Origin of the sequence: Corynebacterium suranareeae (assembly GCF_002355155.1) — a bacterium.
Classification (GTDB): Bacteria; Actinomycetota; Actinomycetes; order Mycobacteriales; family Mycobacteriaceae; genus Corynebacterium; species Corynebacterium suranareeae.
In genome coordinates this window covers 1,203,979-1,226,453 of record NZ_AP017369.1, presented here as the reverse complement: position 1 = coordinate 1,226,453, position 22,475 = coordinate 1,203,979, and the positions used below count along the sequence as shown (strand labels likewise).

General features: G+C 52.6%; 22 protein-coding genes. 12 read left to right on the top strand and 10 right to left on the bottom strand.

Annotation, left to right across the window (positions count from 1 at the left end):
* Nucleotides 1–36: 36 nt before the first annotated feature.
* From xseA to N24_RS05810, 3 genes are all read left to right on the top strand, one after another.
* On the top strand, nt 37–1,290 hold the full coding sequence (xseA, locus tag N24_RS05820) for an exodeoxyribonuclease VII large subunit (RefSeq protein ID WP_096455149.1): 1,254 nt from the start codon (nt 37–39) through the stop codon (nt 1,288–1,290).
* A gap of 22 nt (nt 1,291–1,312) precedes the next feature.
* Nucleotides 1,313–1,558, top strand: a complete 246-nt coding sequence (locus tag N24_RS05815) for an exodeoxyribonuclease VII small subunit (protein WP_053544507.1) — start codon at nt 1,313–1,315, stop codon at nt 1,556–1,558.
* 131 nt (nt 1,559–1,689) lie between these two features.
* Nucleotides 1,690–3,591, top strand: coding sequence for a VWA domain-containing protein (locus N24_RS05810; protein ID WP_231910900.1), 1,902 nt, complete (start codon nt 1,690–1,692; stop codon nt 3,589–3,591).
* A gap of 67 nt (nt 3,592–3,658) precedes the next feature.
* Here the strand turns inward: N24_RS05810 and N24_RS05805 are convergent, their stop codons facing one another.
* Nucleotides 3,659–4,231 (bottom strand): DUF4245 domain-containing protein, encoded by a 573-nt coding sequence (locus tag N24_RS05805; protein WP_096455147.1) that lies wholly within the window; start codon nt 4,229–4,231, stop codon nt 3,659–3,661.
* Between the two features lie 192 nt (nt 4,232–4,423).
* Here N24_RS05805 and glpX point away from each other — a divergent pair, with 192 nt between their 5' ends.
* A complete protein-coding gene (glpX, locus tag N24_RS05800) occupies nt 4,424–5,431 on the top strand; it encodes a class II fructose-bisphosphatase (RefSeq protein ID WP_096455145.1) in 1,008 nt (335 codons plus the stop codon).
* A 430-nt stretch (nt 5,432–5,861) separates the two neighbouring features.
* On the opposite strand, the gene N24_RS05795 is transcribed toward glpX, so the two are convergent.
* The 4 genes from N24_RS05795 to N24_RS05780 form a co-directional block, all read right to left on the bottom strand.
* Nucleotides 5,862–7,040 (bottom strand): LLM class flavin-dependent oxidoreductase, encoded by a 1,179-nt coding sequence (locus N24_RS05795; RefSeq protein WP_096455143.1) that lies wholly within the window; start codon nt 7,038–7,040, stop codon nt 5,862–5,864.
* Nucleotides 7,041–7,149: 109 nt separating this feature from the next.
* Nucleotides 7,150–8,349: an acyl-CoA dehydrogenase family protein gene (locus N24_RS05790; protein ID WP_096455141.1), complete on the bottom strand. Its 1,200-nt coding sequence runs from the start codon at nt 8,347–8,349 to the stop codon at nt 7,150–7,152.
* Nucleotides 8,346–9,533 (bottom strand): acyl-CoA dehydrogenase family protein, encoded by a 1,188-nt coding sequence (locus N24_RS05785; RefSeq protein WP_096455139.1) that lies wholly within the window; start codon nt 9,531–9,533, stop codon nt 8,346–8,348. Before N24_RS05785 ends, N24_RS05790 begins: the two co-directional genes overlap by 4 nt.
* A 2-nt stretch (nt 9,534–9,535) precedes the next feature.
* Complete coding sequence (locus N24_RS05780) at nt 9,536–10,993, bottom strand: LLM class flavin-dependent oxidoreductase (protein ID WP_096455137.1); 1,458 nt, start codon at nt 10,991–10,993, stop codon at nt 9,536–9,538.
* A 242-nt stretch (nt 10,994–11,235) separates the two neighbouring features.
* Here N24_RS05780 and N24_RS05775 point away from each other — a divergent pair, with 242 nt between their 5' ends.
* Together N24_RS05775 and N24_RS16550 are read left to right on the top strand one after the other, a co-directional pair.
* Nucleotides 11,236–11,802: an NADPH-dependent FMN reductase gene (locus N24_RS05775; RefSeq protein WP_096455135.1), complete on the top strand. Its 567-nt coding sequence runs from the start codon at nt 11,236–11,238 to the stop codon at nt 11,800–11,802.
* 204 nt (nt 11,803–12,006) lie between these two features.
* Nucleotides 12,007–12,627 (top strand): hypothetical protein, encoded by a 621-nt coding sequence (locus N24_RS16550; RefSeq protein WP_231910898.1) that lies wholly within the window; start codon nt 12,007–12,009, stop codon nt 12,625–12,627.
* Nucleotides 12,628–12,673: 46 nt separating this feature from the next.
* Here N24_RS16550 and N24_RS05760 read toward each other — a convergent pair whose 3' ends face one another.
* Nucleotides 12,674–13,165, bottom strand: coding sequence for a flavin reductase family protein (locus tag N24_RS05760; RefSeq protein ID WP_096455133.1), 492 nt, complete (start codon nt 13,163–13,165; stop codon nt 12,674–12,676).
* Nucleotides 13,166–13,485: 320 nt separating this feature from the next.
* Here N24_RS05760 and N24_RS05755 point away from each other — a divergent pair, with 320 nt between their 5' ends.
* Nucleotides 13,486–14,895 carry a class II fumarate hydratase gene (locus N24_RS05755; protein ID WP_096455131.1) on the top strand — a complete coding sequence of 470 codons (1,410 nt, stop codon included), beginning with the start codon at nt 13,486–13,488 and terminating at the stop codon, nt 14,893–14,895.
* A 54-nt stretch (nt 14,896–14,949) separates the two neighbouring features.
* Here N24_RS05755 and N24_RS05750 read toward each other — a convergent pair whose 3' ends face one another.
* Together N24_RS05750 and N24_RS05745 are read right to left on the bottom strand one after the other, a co-directional pair.
* Nucleotides 14,950–16,194 carry a hypothetical protein gene (locus N24_RS05750; protein WP_096455129.1) on the bottom strand — a complete coding sequence of 415 codons (1,245 nt, stop codon included), beginning with the start codon at nt 16,192–16,194 and terminating at the stop codon, nt 14,950–14,952.
* A 109-nt stretch (nt 16,195–16,303) separates the two neighbouring features.
* Complete coding sequence (locus N24_RS05745; RefSeq protein WP_096455127.1) at nt 16,304–16,957, bottom strand: GntR family transcriptional regulator; 654 nt, start codon at nt 16,955–16,957, stop codon at nt 16,304–16,306.
* Between the two features lie 343 nt (nt 16,958–17,300).
* Here N24_RS05745 and N24_RS05740 point away from each other — a divergent pair, with 343 nt between their 5' ends.
* Genes N24_RS05740 through N24_RS05725 form a run of 4 tightly spaced genes read left to right on the top strand, consistent with a single transcriptional unit; the run spans nt 17,301 to nt 20,785 of the window.
* Nucleotides 17,301–18,473 (top strand): NRAMP family divalent metal transporter, encoded by a 1,173-nt coding sequence (locus N24_RS05740; protein ID WP_167382163.1) that lies wholly within the window; start codon nt 17,301–17,303, stop codon nt 18,471–18,473.
* Nucleotides 18,474–18,504: 31 nt separating this feature from the next.
* Entirely contained in the window at nt 18,505–19,263 is a 759-nt protein-coding gene (locus N24_RS05735) for a 5-oxoprolinase subunit PxpA (RefSeq protein ID WP_096455125.1), read from the top strand.
* Nucleotides 19,253–19,903, top strand: coding sequence for a 5-oxoprolinase subunit B family protein (locus N24_RS05730; protein WP_096455123.1), 651 nt, complete (start codon nt 19,253–19,255; stop codon nt 19,901–19,903). The genes N24_RS05735 and N24_RS05730 overlap by 11 nt, the downstream gene beginning before the upstream one ends.
* The gene (locus N24_RS05725) at nt 19,904–20,785 is read left to right on the top strand and encodes a 5-oxoprolinase subunit C family protein (RefSeq protein WP_096455121.1); all 882 of its coding nucleotides are present in this window, start codon (nt 19,904–19,906) and stop codon (nt 20,783–20,785) included.
* Here N24_RS05725 and N24_RS05720 read toward each other — a convergent pair.
* Together N24_RS05720 and N24_RS05715 are read right to left on the bottom strand one after the other, a co-directional pair.
* A complete protein-coding gene (locus N24_RS05720; protein WP_096455119.1) occupies nt 20,782–21,321 on the bottom strand; it encodes a GNAT family N-acetyltransferase in 540 nt (179 codons plus the stop codon). The two genes, N24_RS05725 and N24_RS05720, sit on opposite strands and share 4 nt — an antisense overlap.
* 57 nt (nt 21,322–21,378) lie before the next feature.
* Nucleotides 21,379–22,053 carry a LysR family transcriptional regulator substrate-binding protein gene (locus N24_RS05715; protein ID WP_096455117.1) on the bottom strand — a complete coding sequence of 225 codons (675 nt, stop codon included), beginning with the start codon at nt 22,051–22,053 and terminating at the stop codon, nt 21,379–21,381.
* Between the two features lie 18 nt (nt 22,054–22,071).
* On the opposite strand from N24_RS05715, the gene N24_RS05710 reads away from it, so the two are divergent.
* Nucleotides 22,072–22,467 carry a DUF5997 family protein gene (locus N24_RS05710; RefSeq protein ID WP_096455115.1) on the top strand — a complete coding sequence of 132 codons (396 nt, stop codon included), beginning with the start codon at nt 22,072–22,074 and terminating at the stop codon, nt 22,465–22,467.
* Nucleotides 22,468–22,475 lie beyond the last annotated feature (8 nt).

Sequence of the window (22,475 nt, the reverse complement as noted above, 5' to 3'; positions counted from 1 at the left end):
ACTTTTGGCTGATGGAAGAAGGAGAATCACACACCTGTGTCGCCCGAGCAATCAAAGTCAAAATCAACCCCTGAAACCCCGTGGCCTGTCCGGGAAGTAAACACTCAAGTTAAGCAGTGGATCGAGCGGCTTGGCCATTTGTGGGTGGAGGGACAACTTGCACAAATCAATGTGAAACCTAATTGGAAGTTGTCCTATTTAACGCTGCGTGATGTGGAGCAAGAAGTCTCGGTGCAGTTGACGTGCCCGACGGATATCATCCGCAACCGTCCCACGCCGTTGAAAGATGGCGATCGTGTGATTGTCTACGGCAAGCCAGCGTTTTATGCCGGCCGTGGCACATTCTCGCTGTGGGTCACTGATATTCGCCCGGTGGGTATTGGTGAGTTGCTTGCGCGAATTGAGGAGCTGCGCAAAAGACTTGCTGCGGAGGGGCTTTTTGACCCTTCCCGGAAAAAGCGTCTTCCATTCCTGCCCAACCGTGTTGGTTTGATCACGGGACGAGGATCAGCTGCTGAGCGCGATGTGCTCAGCGTGGCTAAAGACCGGTGGCCGGAAGTGCAATTTGAAGTGATCAATACCGCGGTTCAGGGTGCCTCGGCGGTTCCAGAGATCATCGAGGCGTTGCGCGTTTTGGATCAGGATCCTCGCGTGGATGTGATCATCATTGCCCGCGGTGGCGGCTCCGTGGAAGATCTTCTCCCCTTCTCTGAGGAAGCCTTGCAGCGCGCCGTGGCAGCAGCTAAAACACCTGTGGTTTCTGCCATTGGCCACGAGCCCGATACCCCGGTGTTGGACAATGTTGCAGACCTTCGCGCAGCAACACCTACTGATGCAGCAAAACGCGTGGTGCCCGATGTGGCAGAAGAACGCCTGTTAATCAATCAGCTGCGTGAGCGCAGTGCCGCAGCGTTGCGCGGTTGGGTGCAGCGCGAACATCAGGCATTGGCCGCGATTCGTTCCAGGCCTGTGCTGGCAGATCCGATGACCCCGATTAATCGTCGACGCGATGAGATCACCCAGGCTGTGGGCTTGATTAGGCGAGATGTCACCCATCTTGTGCGCACCGAGCAGGCTCTAGTGGCATCCTTGCGGGCACAGGTTTCAGCACTCGGCCCTTCAGCCACCTTGGCGCGAGGCTATTCGGTAGTTCAGGTCATCCCCCGCGATGGCAGCGAGCCTGAAGTAGTCACCACCATCGAACAATCCCCTCCCGGCAGTCAATTGCGCATTCGCGTAGCCGACGGCTCCATCACCGCAGCTGCCATGGGCACCCAGCAAGCAAACTAATACTTAAAAGGAGAATGAAGAAATGACTAATCCAGATATCGTCGGTTCCGGCCAAGGCAACGATTCCTTCGAACCCGTCGCCCAATTATCCTACGAGCGCGCCCGCGATGAACTCGTGGAGATTGTGAAAATTTTGGAGCTCGGTCAAATGGGCCTCGACGAATCCTTAAAATACTGGGAACGTGGCGAAGCTCTAGCAAAGCGCTGCGAAGAGCACTTAGCCGGCGCCTCAGCGCGGGTTGAGCAAGCATTAAACAAGGCAGAATAAAGCTTTTCGACGCCCACCTTCGGCGTCTCCCTTTAGGGCCGGAGATGAAAATAGTGCTTTCAGATTGCGAGCGTCAATATATCTAGTACTTTATTTTGAAACACCTAAAGATCCCCTTAAAAGGAGTCGCAGTGTCTCAACATATTCGTGCTAAGAAATTGTTCGCCGGGATTTTCACATGTGTCCTGGCAGCAACGCTCTCCCCCACCTCGTTTGCTCAAGAACCACCGGATGCACAAGCCACTCCAACAATGATCGTGTTGGATAACTCCGGTTCCATGACCGCTCAAGATGCCGGAAACCAAACCCGCATCGATGCAGCAAAACAAGCTGCTACCGACTTGATCGAAGATATTTCAGATCACACCGATATTGGTTTTGCCTACTACGGTGGCAACACCGGTGAAACAGCAGCTGATATGGAACAAGGCTGCCAAGACGTCACCATCATCGATGGGCCAGCTAAAGGCAACGCCGACACCCTTATCGATACCATTTCACAACTAAGCCCTCGAGGTTTTACACCGATCGGTAAAGCGCTCACTGACAGTGCAGCTGAGCTGCCAGAGGGCGGCAATATCGTGCTGGTGTCAGATGGAATCGCGAATTGCACACCACCTGATGTCTGCGAGGTAGCCGAAGAACTTACCGCGAAGGGCATCAACCTCACTATCAACACCATTGGTCTTAATGTTGATCCAGCAGCACGTGAAGAACTGGAATGCATCGCAAAAACCGGTGGTGGTATTTACACCGATGCCTCCGATGCACAAACTCTCAGTGATGCGCTAACCCGTGTGACCACCAGGCAATACGCTAAATATGAAACTAATGCAGAAAAAATAGATGGTGCACTAGCTCAAGAAGACGCAGTGGCATTAGACACCGACACTGCACTTTTTGCCACCGATCTGGGACAGGAATCCTACTTCTGGAAGATTCCAGTAGAAGCTGGTGAGACGATTTCTGTGTCTGCCAACACGGTTACTGACCCAACGGTGCTGACCATGAATCAAGGGCAAATCTACTTAGATGCCCAACTGCACACTGCAGAGCCACCACGACATGGCCTTCAAGGCCGATGCACCCATGTATCAGACGATAATTTCACTCCAGGCCTAGCTGTGCGAGGCATCCAAAGCGCAACCGTGGTATCTAAGGAAATCGGCTCCGATGATTGCGATACCGATGCCATATATCTAGAAATTTCACGGTCTGGAGACTACTTCGATGGGGAAACTATCCCTACTGAAATCACCATCGAAAGATTCGGCAAAGTCGACGACACAACAATCGGAGAGGTCACTGAAACCACTGATGTTGAGCTTCCTGCAGCTTCCACATCCGAAGCAACCGAGGCCACTCCTGGCCAGTGGTTTGACTCCCCAACTGAACTTGATGCTGCCGGTGAAAAAGTAACCGCCACCATTGTTCCTGGAGAAACCCACTTTTATGCACTCCCCGTGGACTACGGGCAGCAACTTCGTGGAGGGATCCGAACAACATTCAGCCAAGTTGTAGGATCCCAACTTGGCGATCGCCTATACCTTCAAGCATTTAACCCAAGCCGCGCAGAAGTAGACCTAACTAACAGTTCACCAACTTCCAAAGAATTAGAAACTTTAGAAACCTTTGGCTATGTCGCCCCGGTGAGCTACGCAAATATGTTTGCCGATGGCGCACGCAACAAAAACCATTCTGGCACGTGGCAAGGTGGCACCCAATATCTAGCGGTAACCTACCTTCCTTTTGGAGAAGACGAAGATATTTCTGCCCAAGACCAACTGCTCACGCTTGACTATGAACTGGTGGCAGAAGCCCATGGCACACCAATTGATCCGCCAGTTTTTGCAGAACTTAAAAACTCCAGCGCGCAAGATTCAGCGCCGACCTCTGCCAGCGACTCCGAAGACGCTACAACGACCGCGTCCTCGGAAGAATCCAATGGCTTATCAATCATGTGGATTGCCCTTGGAGTTGTGGCGCTCGGAATAATCATCGGGCTTGCCTTTGTACTAAGAAAGAAAAACTAACGGCATAAAAAAATTCCGGCGAATGTTTGTTCTTCGCCGGAATTTTTCTATGTACTTTTCACCATTGCTAGTTGGTTGGCAATGGCTCTGCTTCTGCAACTGCTAGAAGCAAGTCGTTGAATTCTTCATCAGTAGCGGCACCGGACACCAATACGCGGGCATCGCCTAGATCCATCACGCGTAGATCACGCACGTCAGATTCCTGCGAAGTATAGATTCCAACCTCATGGCCTTCGAGGTCATAAGACTGCTCAAGATCACGCCAACGGGAGTCGTATCCGACCACAGCATCTTCTACTGTTTCACCAGTTTGAGTGAGCTGAATATAGCCCTCATCTGCGGTAACGTACCCAACGACTGATGCAGGGGTGTCATCAATCATGGTGCGTCGAGCTGAATTTGTGGTCCAGCCTTCGGGTGTTTCAGGCAGCCTCGTTGCGTGATCTGTCATTGCGCGAGCTTCCATTGACATAAAGGTGGAAGCATCAACTTCAGGTACTTGCCCATTTTCTGGAGTGCCTGTGTTGAAGGAGCACATTCCTGTGAATCCCACCGCCAGCAACATGATGATTGCGGAGACTACCAACGAGATAATCATGTCTCGACTGCCATCAAAAATTTTCGGTCGTTTCTCAGCCACCCGCTTAGTATGGCATGACTTTGCCGTTAAACCCCCTTTTGGGTGGCAAGAATCCAAAATTACGGACACAAAAGTGCAACAATGGATGACGTGCGGGTTGAATCAGCCCACGCACCGATACTTTCACAATGCGCCAAGGCAGATGTAAACCATATGACTTGGTCGGATCAAGTGCCCCAGGAGGCCCTTCATATGAACCTTAAGCACCCCGAGACGCCAGACCGTAACCTTGCTATGGAGCTGGTGCGAGTTACAGAAGCTGCAGCATTGGCTTCTGGACGATGGGTTGGACGTGGCATGAAGAACGAGGGCGACGGGGCTGCTGTTGATGCCATGCGTCAGCTGATCAACTCGGTAACTATGAAGGGTGTCGTTGTTATTGGTGAAGGCGAAAAAGACGAAGCACCAATGCTCTACAACGGCGAAGAAGTTGGAACCGGCTTCGGACCTGAAGTTGATATCGCAGTAGACCCAGTCGATGGCACCACTTTGATGGCTGAGGGTCGCCCAAATGCTATTTCTATCCTTGCTGCTGCAGAACGCGGCACGATGTATGACCCATCCGCTGTGTTCTACATGAAGAAGATCGCCGTAGGACCAGAGGCTGCCGGCAAGATCGACATCGAAGCACCAGTTGCTCACAACATCAACGCAGTGGCTAAGTCCAAGGGCATTAACCCTTCCGATGTCACCGTTGTTGTTCTTGACCGCCCTCGCCACACCGAGCTGATCGCAGATATTCGTCGTGCCGGCGCAAAGGTTCGTCTGATTTCTGACGGCGACGTTGCAGGTGCCGTTGCTGCAGCTCAGGACTCCAATTCTGTCGATATCATGATGGGCACCGGTGGAACCCCTGAAGGTATCATCACCGCGTGCGCTATGAAGTGCATGGGCGGCGAAATCCAGGGCGTTTTGGCTCCAATGAATGATTTCGAGCGTCAAAAAGCTCGCGATGCCGGTCTGGTTTTGGATCAGGTTCTCCACACCAACGATCTCGTTCGCTCCGATAACTGCTACTTCGTGGCAACCGGTGTGACCAACGGTGACATGCTCCGCGGTGTTTCCTACCGTGCAAATGGCGCTACTACTCGCTCTCTGGTCATGCGTTCCAAGTCAGGCACCATCCGCCACATTGAGTCTGTCCACCAGCTGGCCAAGCTGCAGGAATACTCCGTGGTTGACTACACCACCACCCCATAAAAGCGATACTTACGCTTTGCCGCCGGCCTTTTTAAGGTCGGCGGTTTTTGTGTGGGGATTTCTAAGAGGGATGCCAGTCCAAATGCGATTTGAGGGATCGAAGATCGAGATTGAGTATTTTTATGCCTCAGGGCTTTTGGGCGATTAGAGGCGAATTTGGGGGGTCACTTTTGGTGGAGCCGGGGCCAGTTTTTCTGGAATCCCAGCACGGACCAAACCATATGACCGAAAAGCCTTAGGCTAAGTTCCCATCGGTCATATAGGACGGTCGCAAAGCCTAAAAACCAAACCAGGTGACCGACAAACCTCACATCTACTTGCCGTCGGTCATTTGGGACGGTTTGTGACAACTTCTGGAAGTCGTACCAACCAAATCCCCAAATTGGCCCCTTTTGGTCACTTCCGAAGAGCCAAAAGGGCCAATCGTGACCTACCTGGAAATAAATGGAGTCGCTATCACGTCGTTGCGTTGTTCTTCATGGTTGTTCACCGGAACACCTAGCTTGAGGAGCTCAGGTACCACTCCTTCGCCCACGTGATAGGTTTCCTCCAAATGTGGATAGCCAGAGAAAATGAAGTGGTTCAGACCAATATCGCGGTATCGCAAAATTGCCTGCGCAACTTGCTCGTAGGAACCCACCAATGCTGTGCCTGCGCCACCGCGGACTAGGCCGACACCAGCCCAAAGATTCGGAGCGATTTCAAGGGAGCGTGCATCTGCTCCTGCTGTGAATGCTGATCCCTGGCCATGAAGTTCCGTCATGCGGCGCTGCCCTTCAGATTGGGAACGCGCAAGCCCTTCCTGAATGCGGGCAACTTCTTCCTGATCAAGTTGGTCAAGAAGGTTTTGAGCCACTGACCAGGCCTCTTCCTCAGTTGGTCGAGCAATGACATGCAGGCGGATGCCAAAGTCTAGTTCGCGGTTTCGCTTATTTGCTTCGACTCGCACGCGGTTAAGCTTCTCCTCCACTTTTTCTGCAGGTTCACCCCAGGTGAGATAAACATCAGAGTGTTGAGCTGCGATTTCGATGCCGAGTTGTGAAGACCCACCAAAGTAAATCGGAGGAGACACCTCAGGTTGTTCCTTCAGTACCGCGTTTTCTACGCTGAGGAATTCGCCCTGGAAATTGAGAGGTTCCGCGCTGTTCCACAGGTGATCGATGATCTCCAAGGTTTCGTCAGCCTTGTGATAGCGCTCCTCTTTGGAGGAGTAGTCAGCGAAGGCACGCTGCTCATGGTCTTCACCACCCACCACAACGTTGATGAGCAGGCGGTTGTTGGAGAATTTCTGGAAGGCAGCACCCTGCTGCGCGATGATCGTGGGGCTGACTTGGCCTGGTCGAATAGCTACAAGGAATTTCAGTTTAGATGTCCTTGAAAGCAGTGCTGCGGTAGTGATCCACGCATCTTCACACCATAATCCGGTGGGGGTCAGAACAGATTCAAAACCGTTTCGCTCGGCGGCCAATGCGATTTGGGAGAGGTAATCAAGGTCTGCTGGTCGGCTTCCGGAGTGGAAGCCTGAGCCATGCCCGCCGGCTGTGATACCGCGGGAGTCGCCATAGGTGGGAAGGAACCAGTGCAAGGTAATGGGATTGTTTTCGCTCATTCCTCGAGTAGACCACACGGTCTATATTGATCTCAAAGGTTTCAACCAGCGTGAAACTAATGTGGTCCCGCTGGCTTGAAAACCATCTAAAACCAGCAAGACCACACCTTTAACTACTTAGGCTGACAGGTCGGCTCAGTGCTTTACCGATGTTGGTGCCCACAGGAGTGCCGTTAAGGGCATACTCCCCCACTGCATTCTTGGCTAGAAACACCGGGTTGTTTGAAGACACGGTGCGTACATTGCGCCAGTGTCGATCAATGGAATGCTCACCAAGCACTGCAGATGCACCCACCGCATCGAATACGTTAGATGTCACCACTAAAGCTTGTTCGGAGACGATGGGCCAGAGTGCTGCAACAATAGCATCCGCCTCGTTGAAGGCGTCGGGGGTTGCGATCGTGGCGGCGTTGGAAACGTGGCGGGTGGCGTCGAGAAGCGCTCCGCGAATAACGGTGACCCGGCTGCGTGCGTCGCCGATCGCTAAGGTTGCGGCCGGATCGCTGCGGCGTTCGACGCCAGGATTCCACGCATTTCTGGTGGAGGATTGGGCGCGGACTACTACTTCATCGACAGCTGCTGCGGCGCTGCCGACCAGTACGGTGAGCAGGTTGAGCTGCAGGTACGTCCACACCAGCGTGGGCGTATCGGTGCGTGGAATGATCCATCGCGGATCCACCTCCACGTCCTTAAACGTGGTCGTTCCAGACGCGGTGAGCTTTTGCCCAAACCCATTCCAGTCATCAACAACATCCACACCCGGCGCGCGCAGATTAACCGGCAAACTGACCAAAGTTTCTTGGCCATTGAGGTTGCGCAGCAGCGCGGTGGTCCAGGTGTAGTCCGCAAAATAGGTGCCGGTGGTGTAGAACTTGGTGCCGTTGAGCACGAAAATCGGACCGTTTTCAGTATCCACCTCATCGATGAAAGTCTGCGGATCGCCGTAGACGCCACGTTTTTCACTTTCAGCATTGCCCACCAATTTTCCGGTAGCGACTTCGCGCAACCAGTGGGTGCGGAATTCACTGTCTGGGGCTTCCAGGAGTAGCTCCACGAAGGCAAAGTGCCCGCGCAAAGCTTGGGCGATATTGGAATCAGCGGTCGCGATCTCGATGAGTAACTCAACCACGCTTTCCAAAGAAGCGCCCGCTCCGCCTAGTTCTTCGGGTACCCGCAGTCCAGTGAAACCTAGCTCTACCAGCTCTTTAATCTCTTCTACTGGTAGGGTTCGCTGCTGTTCGCGCTCGACTGCACCGCTTCGAATGCGTTTTAATGCGGGCGCAAAATGGTTCAAAATTTCTTGGCTCATGACAAGGATCCGATCGTGTATTGGGCAGCCACATGGCCGCCGTTTAGGGCATCTGCGCCAAGTAGGCGCGCTCGATAAATAATGGGGTTGTGGTTTGCCAACACACGCGCGTTGCGCCAATGCCGATCCAGCGACAACTTCTTCGACACGGCCGACGCTCCTCCGACTTCAAAGGCCTGGGTGGCTTGGCTCAGCACCAAAGGTGCCACCGCCAATTGGGCTTGGTATGCGCTTAGGTCAACGGCAGCCAACTCGGCCTCCGTAGCAGTGCCGGCTTTTGCCTTATTGACGACAAGATCCAGTTCTTGTGCGAACCCCTGAAAGATTTTCTCGACTGCATATGACTTGGCTTTCACCTCGCCCACCACCTGCTGTACCTGCGGATCAAAGCGTGGAAGGTCACCACTTCCGTGACTGAAAATTCGGGTGCGGTTTTGTACATAGGTAACGATGTCACGGGTGATCGCCTGCGAAATACCAGTCAAGGTAGACAAGTGATGGGACTGCGCCAGCGCCTGGAAAGCGCTGGGTGCGGTGTAATCACGAGTGGCAATATCTAATGGATCTACCGCCACTTTGTCGAAGAAGCTGGTTCCGGAGGCAGATAGTTGTTGCCCAAATCCGTCCCAGTCATCCACCAAAGCAACGCCTGCTGCGTCGCGATCAACAAAGGCGAAAACATCTTGATCTGCCTCATCTTTCGCATGTACTTGAATCCAATCGGCGTAAAGACTGCCCGTGGAATAGAACTTGGTTCCGGTGAGAACAAAGACCTCGTCTTCTTTTCGGATCTTAGTTTTCAGCTCACCCGGCTTATTTCCCACTTCGGTCAACGCATTACCAATCACCACGCCTTCTTCAGCGATTTTTCGCAGCCACTTGTCTCGGTGCTCTGAATCGGGAGCGATCAACAGGCTCTCTACTGCCAAGAAGTGAGGCCGCAATCCCTGCGCGATATTTGAATCTGCAGCAGCCACAGCCACCAGCACTTCAAAGGCCTCGGGAAGGCTAAAACCCAACCCGCCGAATTCAACAGGAATGCGGAGTTTGGTGAACCCACCGGCACTGAGCTGCTTAGCCAAGTCACGGCTGAATTCTCGGTCCTGTTCACGCTGCGATGCCGTTGCTGCGATCTCCGTAAGGACTGGAGCGAGATTGTCAATGATGGTTTGAGGTGAGGTCATAATTAAGCTTCCTGAGTAACTAGTTGAGCAGAGATGGAACTAAGGTCAGTGGTGGCGGTGGAGTTCTTAGCTCCCAGGCGGTAGCTGGCGCCACGGTGGGTGTCGTCGAGGCGATCACCATTCCCGAACAATTTATTGCGCAAGGAACCCGGAGCGTATTCCGTTTTGTAACGCCCAAGTTTTTGCAGCTCAGGAACGACATACTCCACAACATCTTCAAAAGTTCCTGGGGTGATGGCATATGCGAGGTTGAATCCATCAACATCGCTGAGATCCTGGATGCGTGCAAGTTCCGCAGCAACATTAGCGCCCGATCCCACAAGCACTGGCCCGAAACCGCCGATGCCAGTTGCCTCACCCAGTTTGCGTACCGTCCATGCCCCTTCACTAGTGCCGTTGCTAATGGTAGCTGCGGTGGACTGAATAGCGTTGGACTCAATATTGGTGATCGGTTCATCCAGGTCATACTGCGACAGATCCGCTCCAGTCCATCCAGACATCAAGGTCAGGCCGCCGACAGGATCGATATAACGGCTGTATTCCTCTAGCTTTGCCTGCGCATCTGCTTCTGTTTCACCCGTGATGATTGTTTGCATCGCAAAGATCTTCACCGCATGTGGATCACGACCCGCAGCGACCGCAGCAGCGCGAATCTTTGCGACAGTCTTGGTGATTGCCTCCACGGTGCTGGAATTGATAAACACCGCTTCTGCATTCTCACCAGCGAATTTCAATCCGCGAGGCGATGCACCCGCCTGGTAGATCACCGGCGTGCGCTGCACACTAGGTTCCGTGATGGCGATACCCGGTACATCAAAGTACTTCCCATGATGATTGATCGCGTGCACTTTGGAGGAATCCGTAAAGACACTTGTCTCCACATTATTTTGGACAGCGTCGTCTTCCCAGGATCCCTCGAGAAGTTTGTAGATGACTTCTAGATATTCATCGGCTTTGTCGTAGCGCTCATCATGTGGCAACTGATCCGTATCACCCATGTTTTGAGCAGCAGAGGGAAGATAGCCAGTAACTACGTTCCATCCCACTCGCCCATTAGTTAGATGATCGAGTGTGGCCAGACGCCGAGCAAAAGGATACGGGTGTTCATAGGCTGTACCTGCGGTGATGCCAAACCCAAGGTTCTTGGTGGCATAAGCCATCGCAGAAACAAGAAGGATCGGATCATTGACCGGTACCTGAGCACCACTGGTCAACGCTGCTTCATTACTGGAACCATAGACATCGTAAGTTCCAAGAACGTCTGCGATGAAAAGGCCGTCGAAAAGACCCTTCTCTAATGTCTTAGCAAGGTGCACCCAGTAATCAAGGGTGTTGTAATCCCGGGCCTTGTCTTTCGGGTGTGTCCACAGTCCTGGGGACTGATGCACAACGCAGTTCATATCAAATGCGTTGAACAGGATTTTTCTGCTCTCTTGTGTTGTGTTTTCGGCCGCGGCCATGATCTACTCCTTTATCAAAATAGACATCTTTGTCTAGATTGCGGTCTACTTTATGGAGCATTGAACACCTGAGACAAGGAGAGCATTCACCTTGAATAAAAACCTCGTCGACTTCCCTACACTGTTGACCTTGCGAAATGGATTAAAAACCCAAAGCGCTTGCATGACACAGAAAGTTAACCTAGGCTAGACACGTCAAGTTGTTGATACATCAACTTAATTAACTTTTGGAGGAGAACATCATGAATAAGATCGCCATCATCACCGGTTCCACCCGTCCAGGCCGTGTCAACATCGACGTAGCCAACTGGGTTCTCGAGCGCGCACAAGAGCGCAATGATGCACAGTACGAGCTCGTTGATATTGCTGATTTCAACCTCCCGCTCCTTGACGAAGCAATGCCAGCAGGCTACGGCCAGTATGCAGGCGAGCACACCAAGGCATGGGCAGCAAAGATCGCAGAATTTGATGGCTTCATTTTTATCACCGGCGAATACAACCACTCCGTCCCAGCAGCTCTAACCAACGCACTGTCTTACCTCTCTGCAGAGTGGAACAACAAGGCTGCAGGCATCGTGTCCTACGGTTCCGCAATGGGCATTCGCGCAGCTGAGCACCTCCGCGGCATCCTTTCCGAACTTCAGATCGCACACGTTCAAAAGACCGGTCTGCTGAGCATCTTCACCGATTTTGAATACCCTAACTTCCAACCTTCTGAGCAAGGCATTTCTTCCGTTGACGCTATGTTTGAGCAGCTTGTTGTCTGGACTAAGGCAATGGCCACCATTCGTGAGACTGCAAACCTCTAAAACTTCAAAACCCCTAAAGTGGCGAGCTCCTACGGGGGAACTCGCCACTTTTCACATTCTCACTAAGATCACCCAGGAGACCTTGACTACCACCTCTTGGAGCTTTCTGTACACACCCCTTTGGAAGAATTCCACCAAATCCTCACCCCGGTTGCGCATCCAGCTCTTCGCCGCACACGCCCATAACTCTCCCCCAGACATTCCGTGGAGACGTTCAACACCGGGCTTATTCACTTACACGATGAAGCATTTTCAGGCGTTATTATCCGAAAATTTCCAAGCACCATGACTAGCGAACGCTGGCTCATCATCGGTTCCGACTGGGAGGATTTCAGCCCATTCCAAAGCAAAGAAAAGGGGCATCTTCACATCTCTCCATCTGCTCCAGAATGGACTGAACTCACTTCCGTTGATGATTTTTATACATACCGCAGCACCTCCATAGGCGGCGCACCATCGTCCGTGACCTGGTTTGAAAATGGTATCTGGCAAGTTTCAGAGGAAAGAAAGAAACAGTGGGGCACCCTGGATCCTCACAAACCATGGACAGATGAATCCATGAGTTGGGCTTTTAATAGCTTCTTATCCGACGATGCACTACTGGAACTCATGGGAATGCGCTTCAGCCTAGGAAGTGGTGATAACTCCACAGAAGGAGAGCTGAAGCCACACGGATTGGCTTTAAAGCTCACAATCGAAAACCCTGACTCAGATGCCTTTATCAATTACGTGAGAATCATGCGCGATAAAGAAGGACGCGAACCATTTGGCACTAAGGAAGAAGAAAGCCTGCTCACCCACCACAAAGCGTTCCATGAATTCTAAAGAGGGTACGTCGAAGATTCGACGCACCCTCTTGGAATTTAGTGCCCTACAGCGATGACACCTGTGAGCGGTGATACACCAGTGCTGAACTGAAGTCCTGGTCGGCAGACGCATCAATAACTTCTAGAACGGCAAAGAAGTGATCGCCAATTCCTTGGAGATCATAAAGCTTCGTGGTGAGCCGTGCGTCAGCACCTTCAAGGTGGATGGCACCGTTTTCAGTGGATGCCCACTCAAGGTTTTCAAAGCGCTGGTCGGATGGGCCAGATAACTTACGAACGTGGTCGGCGTGTGCTCCGCCGAGGATGGAAATACCTAGCTCTTGGCCAGTAATTAAAGCCTGCTCAATAGCTGGCCATGAAGAAGAACTCTTCTGTAAAAAGATGCCCACCAATGGCGGTTCGGCGCTAATGCTGACGAATGAACCAACGATCATGCCCAGAGGCTGATCAGTGTGGGTTGCAATGAAGCTTATTGGGGTCGGGACGTTTCGCAGTACGGAGCGAAGGTCAGTTGCGGTCGTGATTGCTGAAGTCATGCCACCTAGTAGACCATTTAGTCTATTTACCTGTCTACCTTTTCTTCCATTTTGGATATTTATCTAGACAATTCGGTCTATATCTAATCGACTCCCTCACTTTCCTAAGTATTTCCTACCCCTGTTTTTAGGTACGACTGCTACCCAGACATTTAGTTTCAGGCAGCCTACACCCCCCACCTTTAGGCGTAGTTTGTGCCTGATTTCTCACACTTTCTATTACCCACCTCACTTAGGGGTGGACACCGGTGTTTCACAACAACACAATGAGTAAGCTTGTGACAGCCGTATTTAATTCTCAGTAAGAAATGAGTGATTTCATGACCGAGCAGGAATTCCGTATTGAGCACGACACCATGGGTGAAGTGAAGGTTCCAGCAAAGGCTCTGTGGCAGGCACAGACCCAACGCGCCGTTGAGAACTTCCCTATTTCAGGTCGTGGTCTGGAATCCGCACAGATCCGCGCAATGGGTCTGCTGAAGGCAGCTTGTGCGCAGGTAAATAAGGACTCCGGTGCGCTGGATGCAGAGAAGGCAGATGCCATCATTGCAGCTGGTAAGGAGATTGCGTCTGGTAAGCATGACGCCGAGTTCCCCATCGATGTGTTCCAGACCGGTTCCGGTACTTCCTCCAACATGAACACCAATGAGGTTATTGCTTCCATCGCGAAGGCTAACGGCGTTGAGGTTCACCCTAATGACCACGTCAACATGGGTCAGTCCTCCAATGACACCTTCCCTACCGCAACCCACGTTGCTGCAACCGAAGCTGCTGTCAATGACCTCATCCCAGGCCTGAAGGTTCTGCACGAGTCTTTGGCTAAGAAGGCTAACGAGTGGGCTGAGGTTGTTAAGTCCGGCCGCACCCACCTGATGGATGCTGTTCCAGTAACCCTGGGACAGGAGTTTGGTGGCTACGCTCGCCAGATCCAGCTGGGTATCGAGCGCGTTGAGGCAACTCTTCCTCGCCTTGGTGAGCTGGCTATTGGTGGCACCGCTGCTGGTACCGGCATCAACACCTCCGCTGATTTCGGCGGCAAGGTTGTCGCTGAGCTGATCAACCTGACCGACGTCAAGGAACTCAAGGAAGCTGAGAACCACTTCGAGGCTCAGGCTGCGCGTGACGCTCTTGTCGAGTTCTCCGGCGCAATGCGCGTTATCGCTGTCTCCTTGTACAAGATCGCTAACGATATCCGCCTGATGGGCTCCGGCCCACTGACCGGTCTTGGCGAGATCCGCCTGCCTGACCTGCAGCCAGGTTCTTCTATCATGCCAGGTAAGGTCAACCCAGTTCTGTGTGAGACCGCAACCCAGGTATCCGCTCAGGTTATCGGCAATGACGCTGCTGTTGCGTTCTCTGGCACTCAGGGTCAGTTCGAGCTCAACGTGTTCATCCCAGTGATGGCTCGTAACGTGCTTGAGTCCGCTCGCCTGCTGGCTAACACCTCCCGCGTGTTTGCTACCCGCCTTGTTGATGGCATCGAGCCAAACGAGGAGCACATGAAGCAGCTTGCTGAGTCTTCACCTTCCATCGTTACCCCACTGAACTCCGCAATCGGCTACGAGGCTGCGGCAAAGGTGGCTAAGACTGCTTTGGCTGAGGGCAAGACCATCCGCCAGACTGTCATCGATTTGGGCTTTGTTGATGGCGAGAAGCTCACCGAGGAAGAGCTGGATAAGCGCCTCGACGTTCTTGCTATGGCTCACACCGAGCGCGAGAACAAGTTCTAAATTCTAGAACCTAAAAGGACCTTCACGTTCACGTGAAGGTCCTTATTTGTTGTGCTACATATCTAGATCGCGGGGTTTGCCGAAATCTCCGAAATCTCCAAAGCCGCCTTGCTGCAGCCGTTCCATCAAATACGGATCGGGACGGACCTCAATCCCGATGGCACCGGCAGGGGGCGCTTCAAAAGCACTCTCCTCCCACTCGGCTTCCATTTCAGGAGAGATAACGCGGTAGTCGGTAAACGTAGTCACCTGGTTTTCGCGTAACAGGTGCAGGCGCGGGCTTATCGACGTCGGGTTCCCGAGGCCAAAGCGCATCGCGATCCTCACCATCGCCGTAATACCGTTCATCAAGTCTTCACCGGTGGTCACAGGACGAGCGATCAGTAGGTCACGGTCTGGAACTGCGAAGATGACACCATCACTTTGATCTAATTCTGGAGCCCACTTAGCAAGCAGATCGCCTAAGAAAAGTGGTGCGCTGCCTAGATAGTAGGAGTTTGATTCAAACGCCCAAAATGATGACCCTTCATTGTCTGATTCGGCGTCAACGAAGGAAGCGTCGACGGTGGCGTCGATAAGCTCTTGCCAAGTATTGCGGTCCGCAGCCCGCTCTAGGGCGCTGAGCTCATCGAACTCCTCGAGCTCTTTGAGTGGCTGGATGCGAATGGCATGCTCGGTATCGAGCACCAGCGCGATCGACATATCTGAGGTGAAGGTTCGCAGCACGGATTCATCGCGGATCTGGCTTTCCTTGCCCAATCCGTGCTCAACCAGATCGTCGCCTTCACTGGGAGTGGGCAGCAGACGAAGCCGCAGAGACTTATACAAATCTGCGGTGGAAAAATCATTCAATGTGGCATCAGCAAGAGTTCCGTGCACGAAGCTTTCCACCAGATCAGGAAGCTGATCAAAATCATCCAAACCAGCTGCATTCATGGCCAAAGTACTCAACGACACATGGGCTGCCCCGCCATCAGCGCGTTGGATGACAGCCGTGGTGCCGTCGATATTGATATGGGCATTTTGTAGCGAAAAACGATACTCCAGCTCACGGCGCAGCATATTTGCACGCGAACGATTAAGTTGTGGCAGATCCGCATCCGGCAAAAAATCTGCAGCAGTCAGTCGCCCTTTGGCGTCCCGTTCCACCCGCTGTTCAATTGGATCGCCTGTCTGACGACCATTTCCTTCAAATGCCTCTTCAGAGGAATTTTCAGGATGTGCGGGCACTGCTGAGTTGCCGTTAGGGTTTTCTTCTTGGTTCTTCTTTTTCCTTCGACCAAAAAATCCAAATGCCATGGGGTGCGCCTCCTTCCCTGGCGTCGCTGCAACCATTTGACCAAATTCTAAAGGGCCAGGTGATAACCGCTGGTTGCAACACTGTCAAGGCACCTATCCTAGCGCATTTTTAATTTTCAGGTAGATGAGCTGACAGATCCTCACGTGAATGCTCAAAGTACTGCTCAAGGTACTTTTCTGCCGCCTCGAATTCCCCAGCATCCAAAAACTGCAAAATCTGATGGTTCATTTCCACATAGATACTATGGAAGGTTTCCACATTATAGGTAGCCATGAAGCCAATGCGAGCTAAAGCCAACACTTTACGAGCGTCTTCCGTCAATCGTTTCACGCCCGCCAAATCCACAATGGCCAGGTGAAATGCACTGTTCGCCGATCCCACCGCCTGCCAATCACCAACTTCATTAGCGGCAGCACCACGCTGATAGGCCGCGCGCATGGCTTCCAAAGACTTCTTTAGATTGTCAGGATTTGTGCGTGCTGCACGGATTGCCGACAGCTCAACAAACATGCGGTAGGCATATAGATCTTCCACATCTGCCCTGGTGAACGTGTGTACAAAAACACCACGATTGGGGATGTGATCTACCAATCCATCACGCATCAATACCCGAAAGGCTTCTCGCAAGGTGTTTCTAGAAACACCGAGTTCTTCCGCCAACGCAACTTCTGAAAGTCGGGTACCTGGGGTGAACTCTCCCTGATCAATTTTTGCAGTGATCCGGGCAGCTAAATCCAGGGATGCTGCTATTGCCTGCGTCATACCCGTTGATCCTATAAGCAACGCAACTCCTACGTGACATCGGCGGGGGTAATTCATTTTCTGCCAGATGAGCAATTTTCCACCAGGGATTGTGTTACGCGACACATTAGGTCTAAACTCACTCTCAGCTCACCAAGATTGTTCAACAATCCCATTCTGTGAGATTTCTATCAGACGCCCCACATTGCGAGACCCTCATGAAAGGAGTGCGACAGTGACCGAACAAAACAGCACACAAGATGGTCAGCTGACCTCAAGAACACCTGATGCACGTGACATTGCCAAAGCCAATGCACCATCCCTCAAACAAGCAGCCGTCGTCGCCTCTGGTCGAAGCGCTCTCATGGGCGCCATCTTCCTCATGGCAACCTCTGCCATCGGCCCTGGCTTTTTGACCCAAACCGCGGTCTTTACCAACCAACTAGGTGCAGCTTTTGCCTTCGCAATTTTGGTGTCGATCCTCATTGACATCGCCGTCCAGCTCAACGTGTGGCGCGTCATCGGCATTTCTGGCTTGCGTGCTCAGGAATTGGGCAACACCGTCATTCCAGGACTTGGATGGGTTCTAGCAGTACTGGTCTGCATCGGTGGCGCAGTCTTCAACATCGGCAATATCGCCGGTGGCGGTCTTGGTCTCAATGCACTACTGGGATGGGACGTGAAGGTTGGTGGTGTTATCACCGCAGCAATCGCCATTGCGATCTTCTTGTTCAAACGCCTTGGCGCTGCCCTAGATAAATTCCTAGTAGTTCTAGGCGTCGTAATGATCGCCCTGACTGTCTACGTGGCTTTTGTCTCCCAGCCTCCGGTTGGCTCCGCATTGAAAAACGCCGTCCTGCCTGACACCATCAACTGGCTTGTCATCACCACCCTTGTTGGTGGCACAGTCGGCGGCTACATCACCTACGCCGGTGCACACCGCATGCTGGATTCTGGCCAAACCGGACCTGAAAACGTAAAGGCAGTGTCCAACTCTTCCATCACCGGTATTCTTATCACCGGATTGATGCGCGTCGTACTCTTCCTCGCGGTCTTAGGTGTTGTCGCAGGAGGCGTTACCTTGTCTACAGACGGCAACCCCGCCGCTGAAGCCTTCCAGCATGCAGCAGGAGATGTGGGACTACGCATCTTCGGAGCCGTATTATGGGCAGCATCCATTTCTTCTGTCATTGGTGCCAGCTACACCTCGGCCACCTTCCTGGTAGAAAACAAACCAGAAAAGCGTCGTCTACAAAACTGGGTCACCATCATCTTCATCCTGATTTCCTGCTCAGTATTCATCGTCTTGGGTACTGCCCCAGCAATTCTGTTGGTCTTCGCAGGCGCATTCAATGGACTTGTTCTCCCAGTCGGATTCACGCTGATGATCTACGTGGCAGTTTTCCGCCAAAAAGATCTGCTCAAAGGCTACAAATACCCTGTTTGGCTCATTGTAGTTGGCGTCATCGGCCTGATCATCGCATGGTTCTTGGCCTATATATCCTTCGGTGGAGTATTCGATCTCCTCAGCAGCTAACCCTAAAACGTATCTGAAAGGTGAAGTTTCTATGATCACCATTGATCTCAACAGCGACCTCGGCGAAAGCTACGGCAACTGGACCATGGGCAACGATGAAGCCGTGCTCGATTTGGTGTCCAGCGCAAATATTGCCTGTGGCTTCCATGCCGGTGATGCATCAGTGCTGCTAAAAACCGTCCGGGCCGCACATGCACGAAATGTACGCATCGGCGCACACATCGGCTACAACGACATCGCTAGTTTCGGTCGTCGCAATATTGATTACGCCCACGACGACCTCGTTGCGGAAACCATTTACCAAATTGGGGCAATCAAGGCGGCAGCAACCGCCAGTGGTGCAACGGTGGAATACGTTAAACCCCACGGCGCGCTCTACAACACCATTGCCGTTAATGAGGCCCAGGCAGCTGCGGTCATTGAGGGCATCAAGCTTGTTGACCCAACCCTAACGCTCATGGCGCTTGCTGGTTCACAGATCGTCGATCAGGCGCGCGCTGCCGGGCTAGTTGTTGAGCAAGAAACATTCGCCGACCGCGCTTATACCGCCGACGGCCAACTGGTTTCCCGCAAGCTTCCCGGCGCGGTGCACCACGACCCCGAAATCGCCGCCAAGCAGGCATTGGCGTTTGCAACAGGCGCCCCCATCACCGCGATCACCGGGGAAAGCGTGCTTGTCGACGCCAACTCCATCTGTGTGCATGGCGACAACCCGCAGGCTCTAGTGTTGGTAGAAAAGATCGTGACTACTCTTGCAGCACATAAGGTGCAGGTGTCCCATGCTCGTTAAGCCATGTGGTGACAGGGCAGTCATTATTGATCTGTTGGAAGAAGACGGTGCGGCTGTTGGCGGTAGCGTTTTGGATGCAGTACTTGCACTCAACCGTTCTTTGGTGGGCATGCAGGTTCCAGGAATCATCGATACAGTACCTGCCGCCCAGACGTTGTTGGTGACGTTTGATACGAGCCTTATGACCCCTGGCAACTTCACTGAGATTATTTCCTCCATTAATCTCACCCCAGCGTTGCGTGACGCAGGTTCCTCAGCAGAAACCATTGACATCCCCATGGTCTATGACGGCCCCGATCTAGAGGCTGTGGCTCAACACACCGGGTTGAGTGTAAATCAGGTGATCGAAACTCATTCCAACACAGTGTGGACTGCCGCCTTCGGTGGGTTTGCGCCAGGTTTTTATTACCTCATCCCCAATAAGCCCTTGTGGGATATTCCCCGTTTGGAAACACCTCGCACCAAAATTCCAGCAGGCACAGTGGCAGTTGCCGGCGAGTTTAGTGCGGTGTACCCACAGCAGTCCCCTGGTGGTTGGCAGCTTCTTGGCACCACTGATATTCCCATGTGGGATGTTGATCGGTGGCAGCCTTCTTTGTTAAAACCCGGTGATTCGGTCCGATTTGTGCAGGTAAAATAAATGAGCTTCAAAGTAATTTCAACAGGTCCCCAGGCTCTATTCCAAGATCGCGGCCGTTTCGGATTCGCTAGTTCCGGCGTTGGAACCTCCGGTGCTTTTGACCGGTTATCTGCTGCCCGTGCCAACCATGCACTAGGTAATGATCCCAACGCAACGGTTATAGAAATCTTGCTTGGTGGGTTTGAGGTAGAGGCCCAAGCCCCCTCCTCAATTGTGTTCACAGGCACTGAAGCGGAAGTGAAAGTTCGTACTGCTGGTGGCCAATCCAAAAACGCAACCACCAACACCATCATCGATGTCGCAGCAGGAGATCGTATACGCATTGAGCCTGCCACGTATGGCATGCGTGCTTACTTCGGTGTCCGAGGTGGCTTTTTGGTAGAGGAAACCCTCGGCTCAGCGTCCACCGATCTGATTTCACATTTGGGTCCAGCCCCCATCCAAGAAGGCGAAGAACTAGCTGTTGGCACTGATATCGCAGATCACCGATGGTGGCCAAAGCTTCGGCAACTACCCGTGCTGTGGAAGCGCATGCCTGCAGAAACACTCACTGTCATTCGAGGGCCACGAGATGATTGGTTTACCCAAGAGTCGTTAAATAGTTTCTTCTCACAAGTGTTCACCGTGAGCAATGATTCAAATCGCATTGGTTTACGCATGGAAGCAACCACACCGTTGCGACGACGCCAACAAGGTGAGTTAAAAAGTGAAGGAATGGTCAGGGGCTCCATCCAGATTCCGCCTGGTGGAAACCCCGTAGTGTTTGGTCCTGATCATCCAGTGACCGGCGGTTACCCAGTAATTGCAGTACTGACCGCTAGGTCATGTGATCGCTCCGCCCAGCTTTTGCCAGGCGATAAGGTGAGGTTCAGATTGGCTTAAGCACTCGGTGCTTTTTCTGGAACGGACAATAGGCACTCCCACAGGTCGCAATCACGCCATTGTCCTTCCATCTCACCGTAAGGCATCCGAGCCATCTGGTGCATGGTGCCTACTTTGACAAAGCCCCTGGACTGATGCAGTTTCGCAGAACCTAGGTTCTCCGGGAAAATCCAGGAATGGATGGACCAGATGCCGTTGCTCTCACAGTGCTCAATAAGCGCACTGAGCAACGCCCCACCTACCCCACGTCCTTGGCCTTGTGGATGGATATAGATGGAGTCTTCTACCACCCCGTGAAAAACCTCGCGGCTAGAAATTGGGGCTGCGGACACCCATCCCAGAATAAAGTCCGGGTCATTGTTTTCTACCGCCACCATGACGGTATCCATAATCTTTGATTGGGTGAATTGATCCCACGTGGGACCAGAAGTCTCGTAAGACGCATGTCCCGTCTCCAGGCCCAATTCGTAGATGTCCCTCACCTGAGGGAAATCACCCTCGCAGATTGGTCGGATAGTGAAGTCTCTTTCAACCATGCACGCAATTGTCCAGGTATTTAAAACGTTCGGCAACCGGAAATATGTGGGTGAACCCTATCGCCGTTTTCCGGGACGTTTCTTAGCTGGGGAACGTTTAGATGTTTTTGGTTTCTCCCCCTGTCTGCGGGCTTGTTTTGCCAGGGTTTTCTCACGAGCACTTCGCTTTACCGTCTGCTGCCTGCTGGAATTGCGTGTCCGCCCACGGGCAATGCCAACGAAGTCTTGAATCTCTTCAGAATCTTCATCTTTTTTCCACACCAACGCGATGGTCGTTTCTACTCCCCCCAAAAGGTCGCGATGTTCCACGAGTTTTTTACTCAGCACTTTAAGCAGGGGGCGAGGTGCGATGACGACACCAACATTCGCGGCAACAATCTGCAATGCTTCCCGAACGGCTGCAGCATCTACTTCCCCACTGCTGGGCATCTGCCAATTGATGATCTCACCATCAAGTTCCGCTGGATCCACCGCGCCTTCTGCGGCACTAAGGAAATAGTCTTTGGGAAAAGCAATGCCGGGTTGTTCTTGATAAAGATTAACCACGTGGAGGGAGGCGTCGATACGCGCATCTGGAAGCCTAGTTAAGGCGAGTTGTGCCTGGCCAGCCAGCATGTCGCCGAGCGCGTCATCTGAATCTTTTGTTTCAAGTCCACCGTGATGAGTCCGATCTCGGAATCGGGTAAACCACTTTCCTGGCTCAGTGCCAGTGATGAAACTTAAGGTCAGCATGAAAACAATGCTACCGTTGTGGGCGTGAACGAAGAATCTGTACGCCAGCCATCGGGCAGAGCAATGAAGCCACAGACCGCAGCCAAGAAGCTCGGACTGTTTTTGCCCGCCACGCCAGAGGAGTTCCAATCAGGTGCATTGACTCACCAAGAGTTCAAGAACCTGCAGGAAAACCCACCGGAGTGGCTCCAAACACTACGCCGTGAAGGCCCACACCCCCGTCCAGTGGTGGCCCAAAAATTGGGCATCACCATCGCCGCTCTAAAAAAGAACGACATGGACAAACCCCTGACCACCGCTGATATCAAAGCACTTTTGGAAAATCAGCCAGATTGGTTACGCGCCGCACGTACCCAGCTTGCCGAAGGACGCGACACCGCGAAGAAAGAAACCGAAGAAACCGACAAGGCTTAGCACCGCCC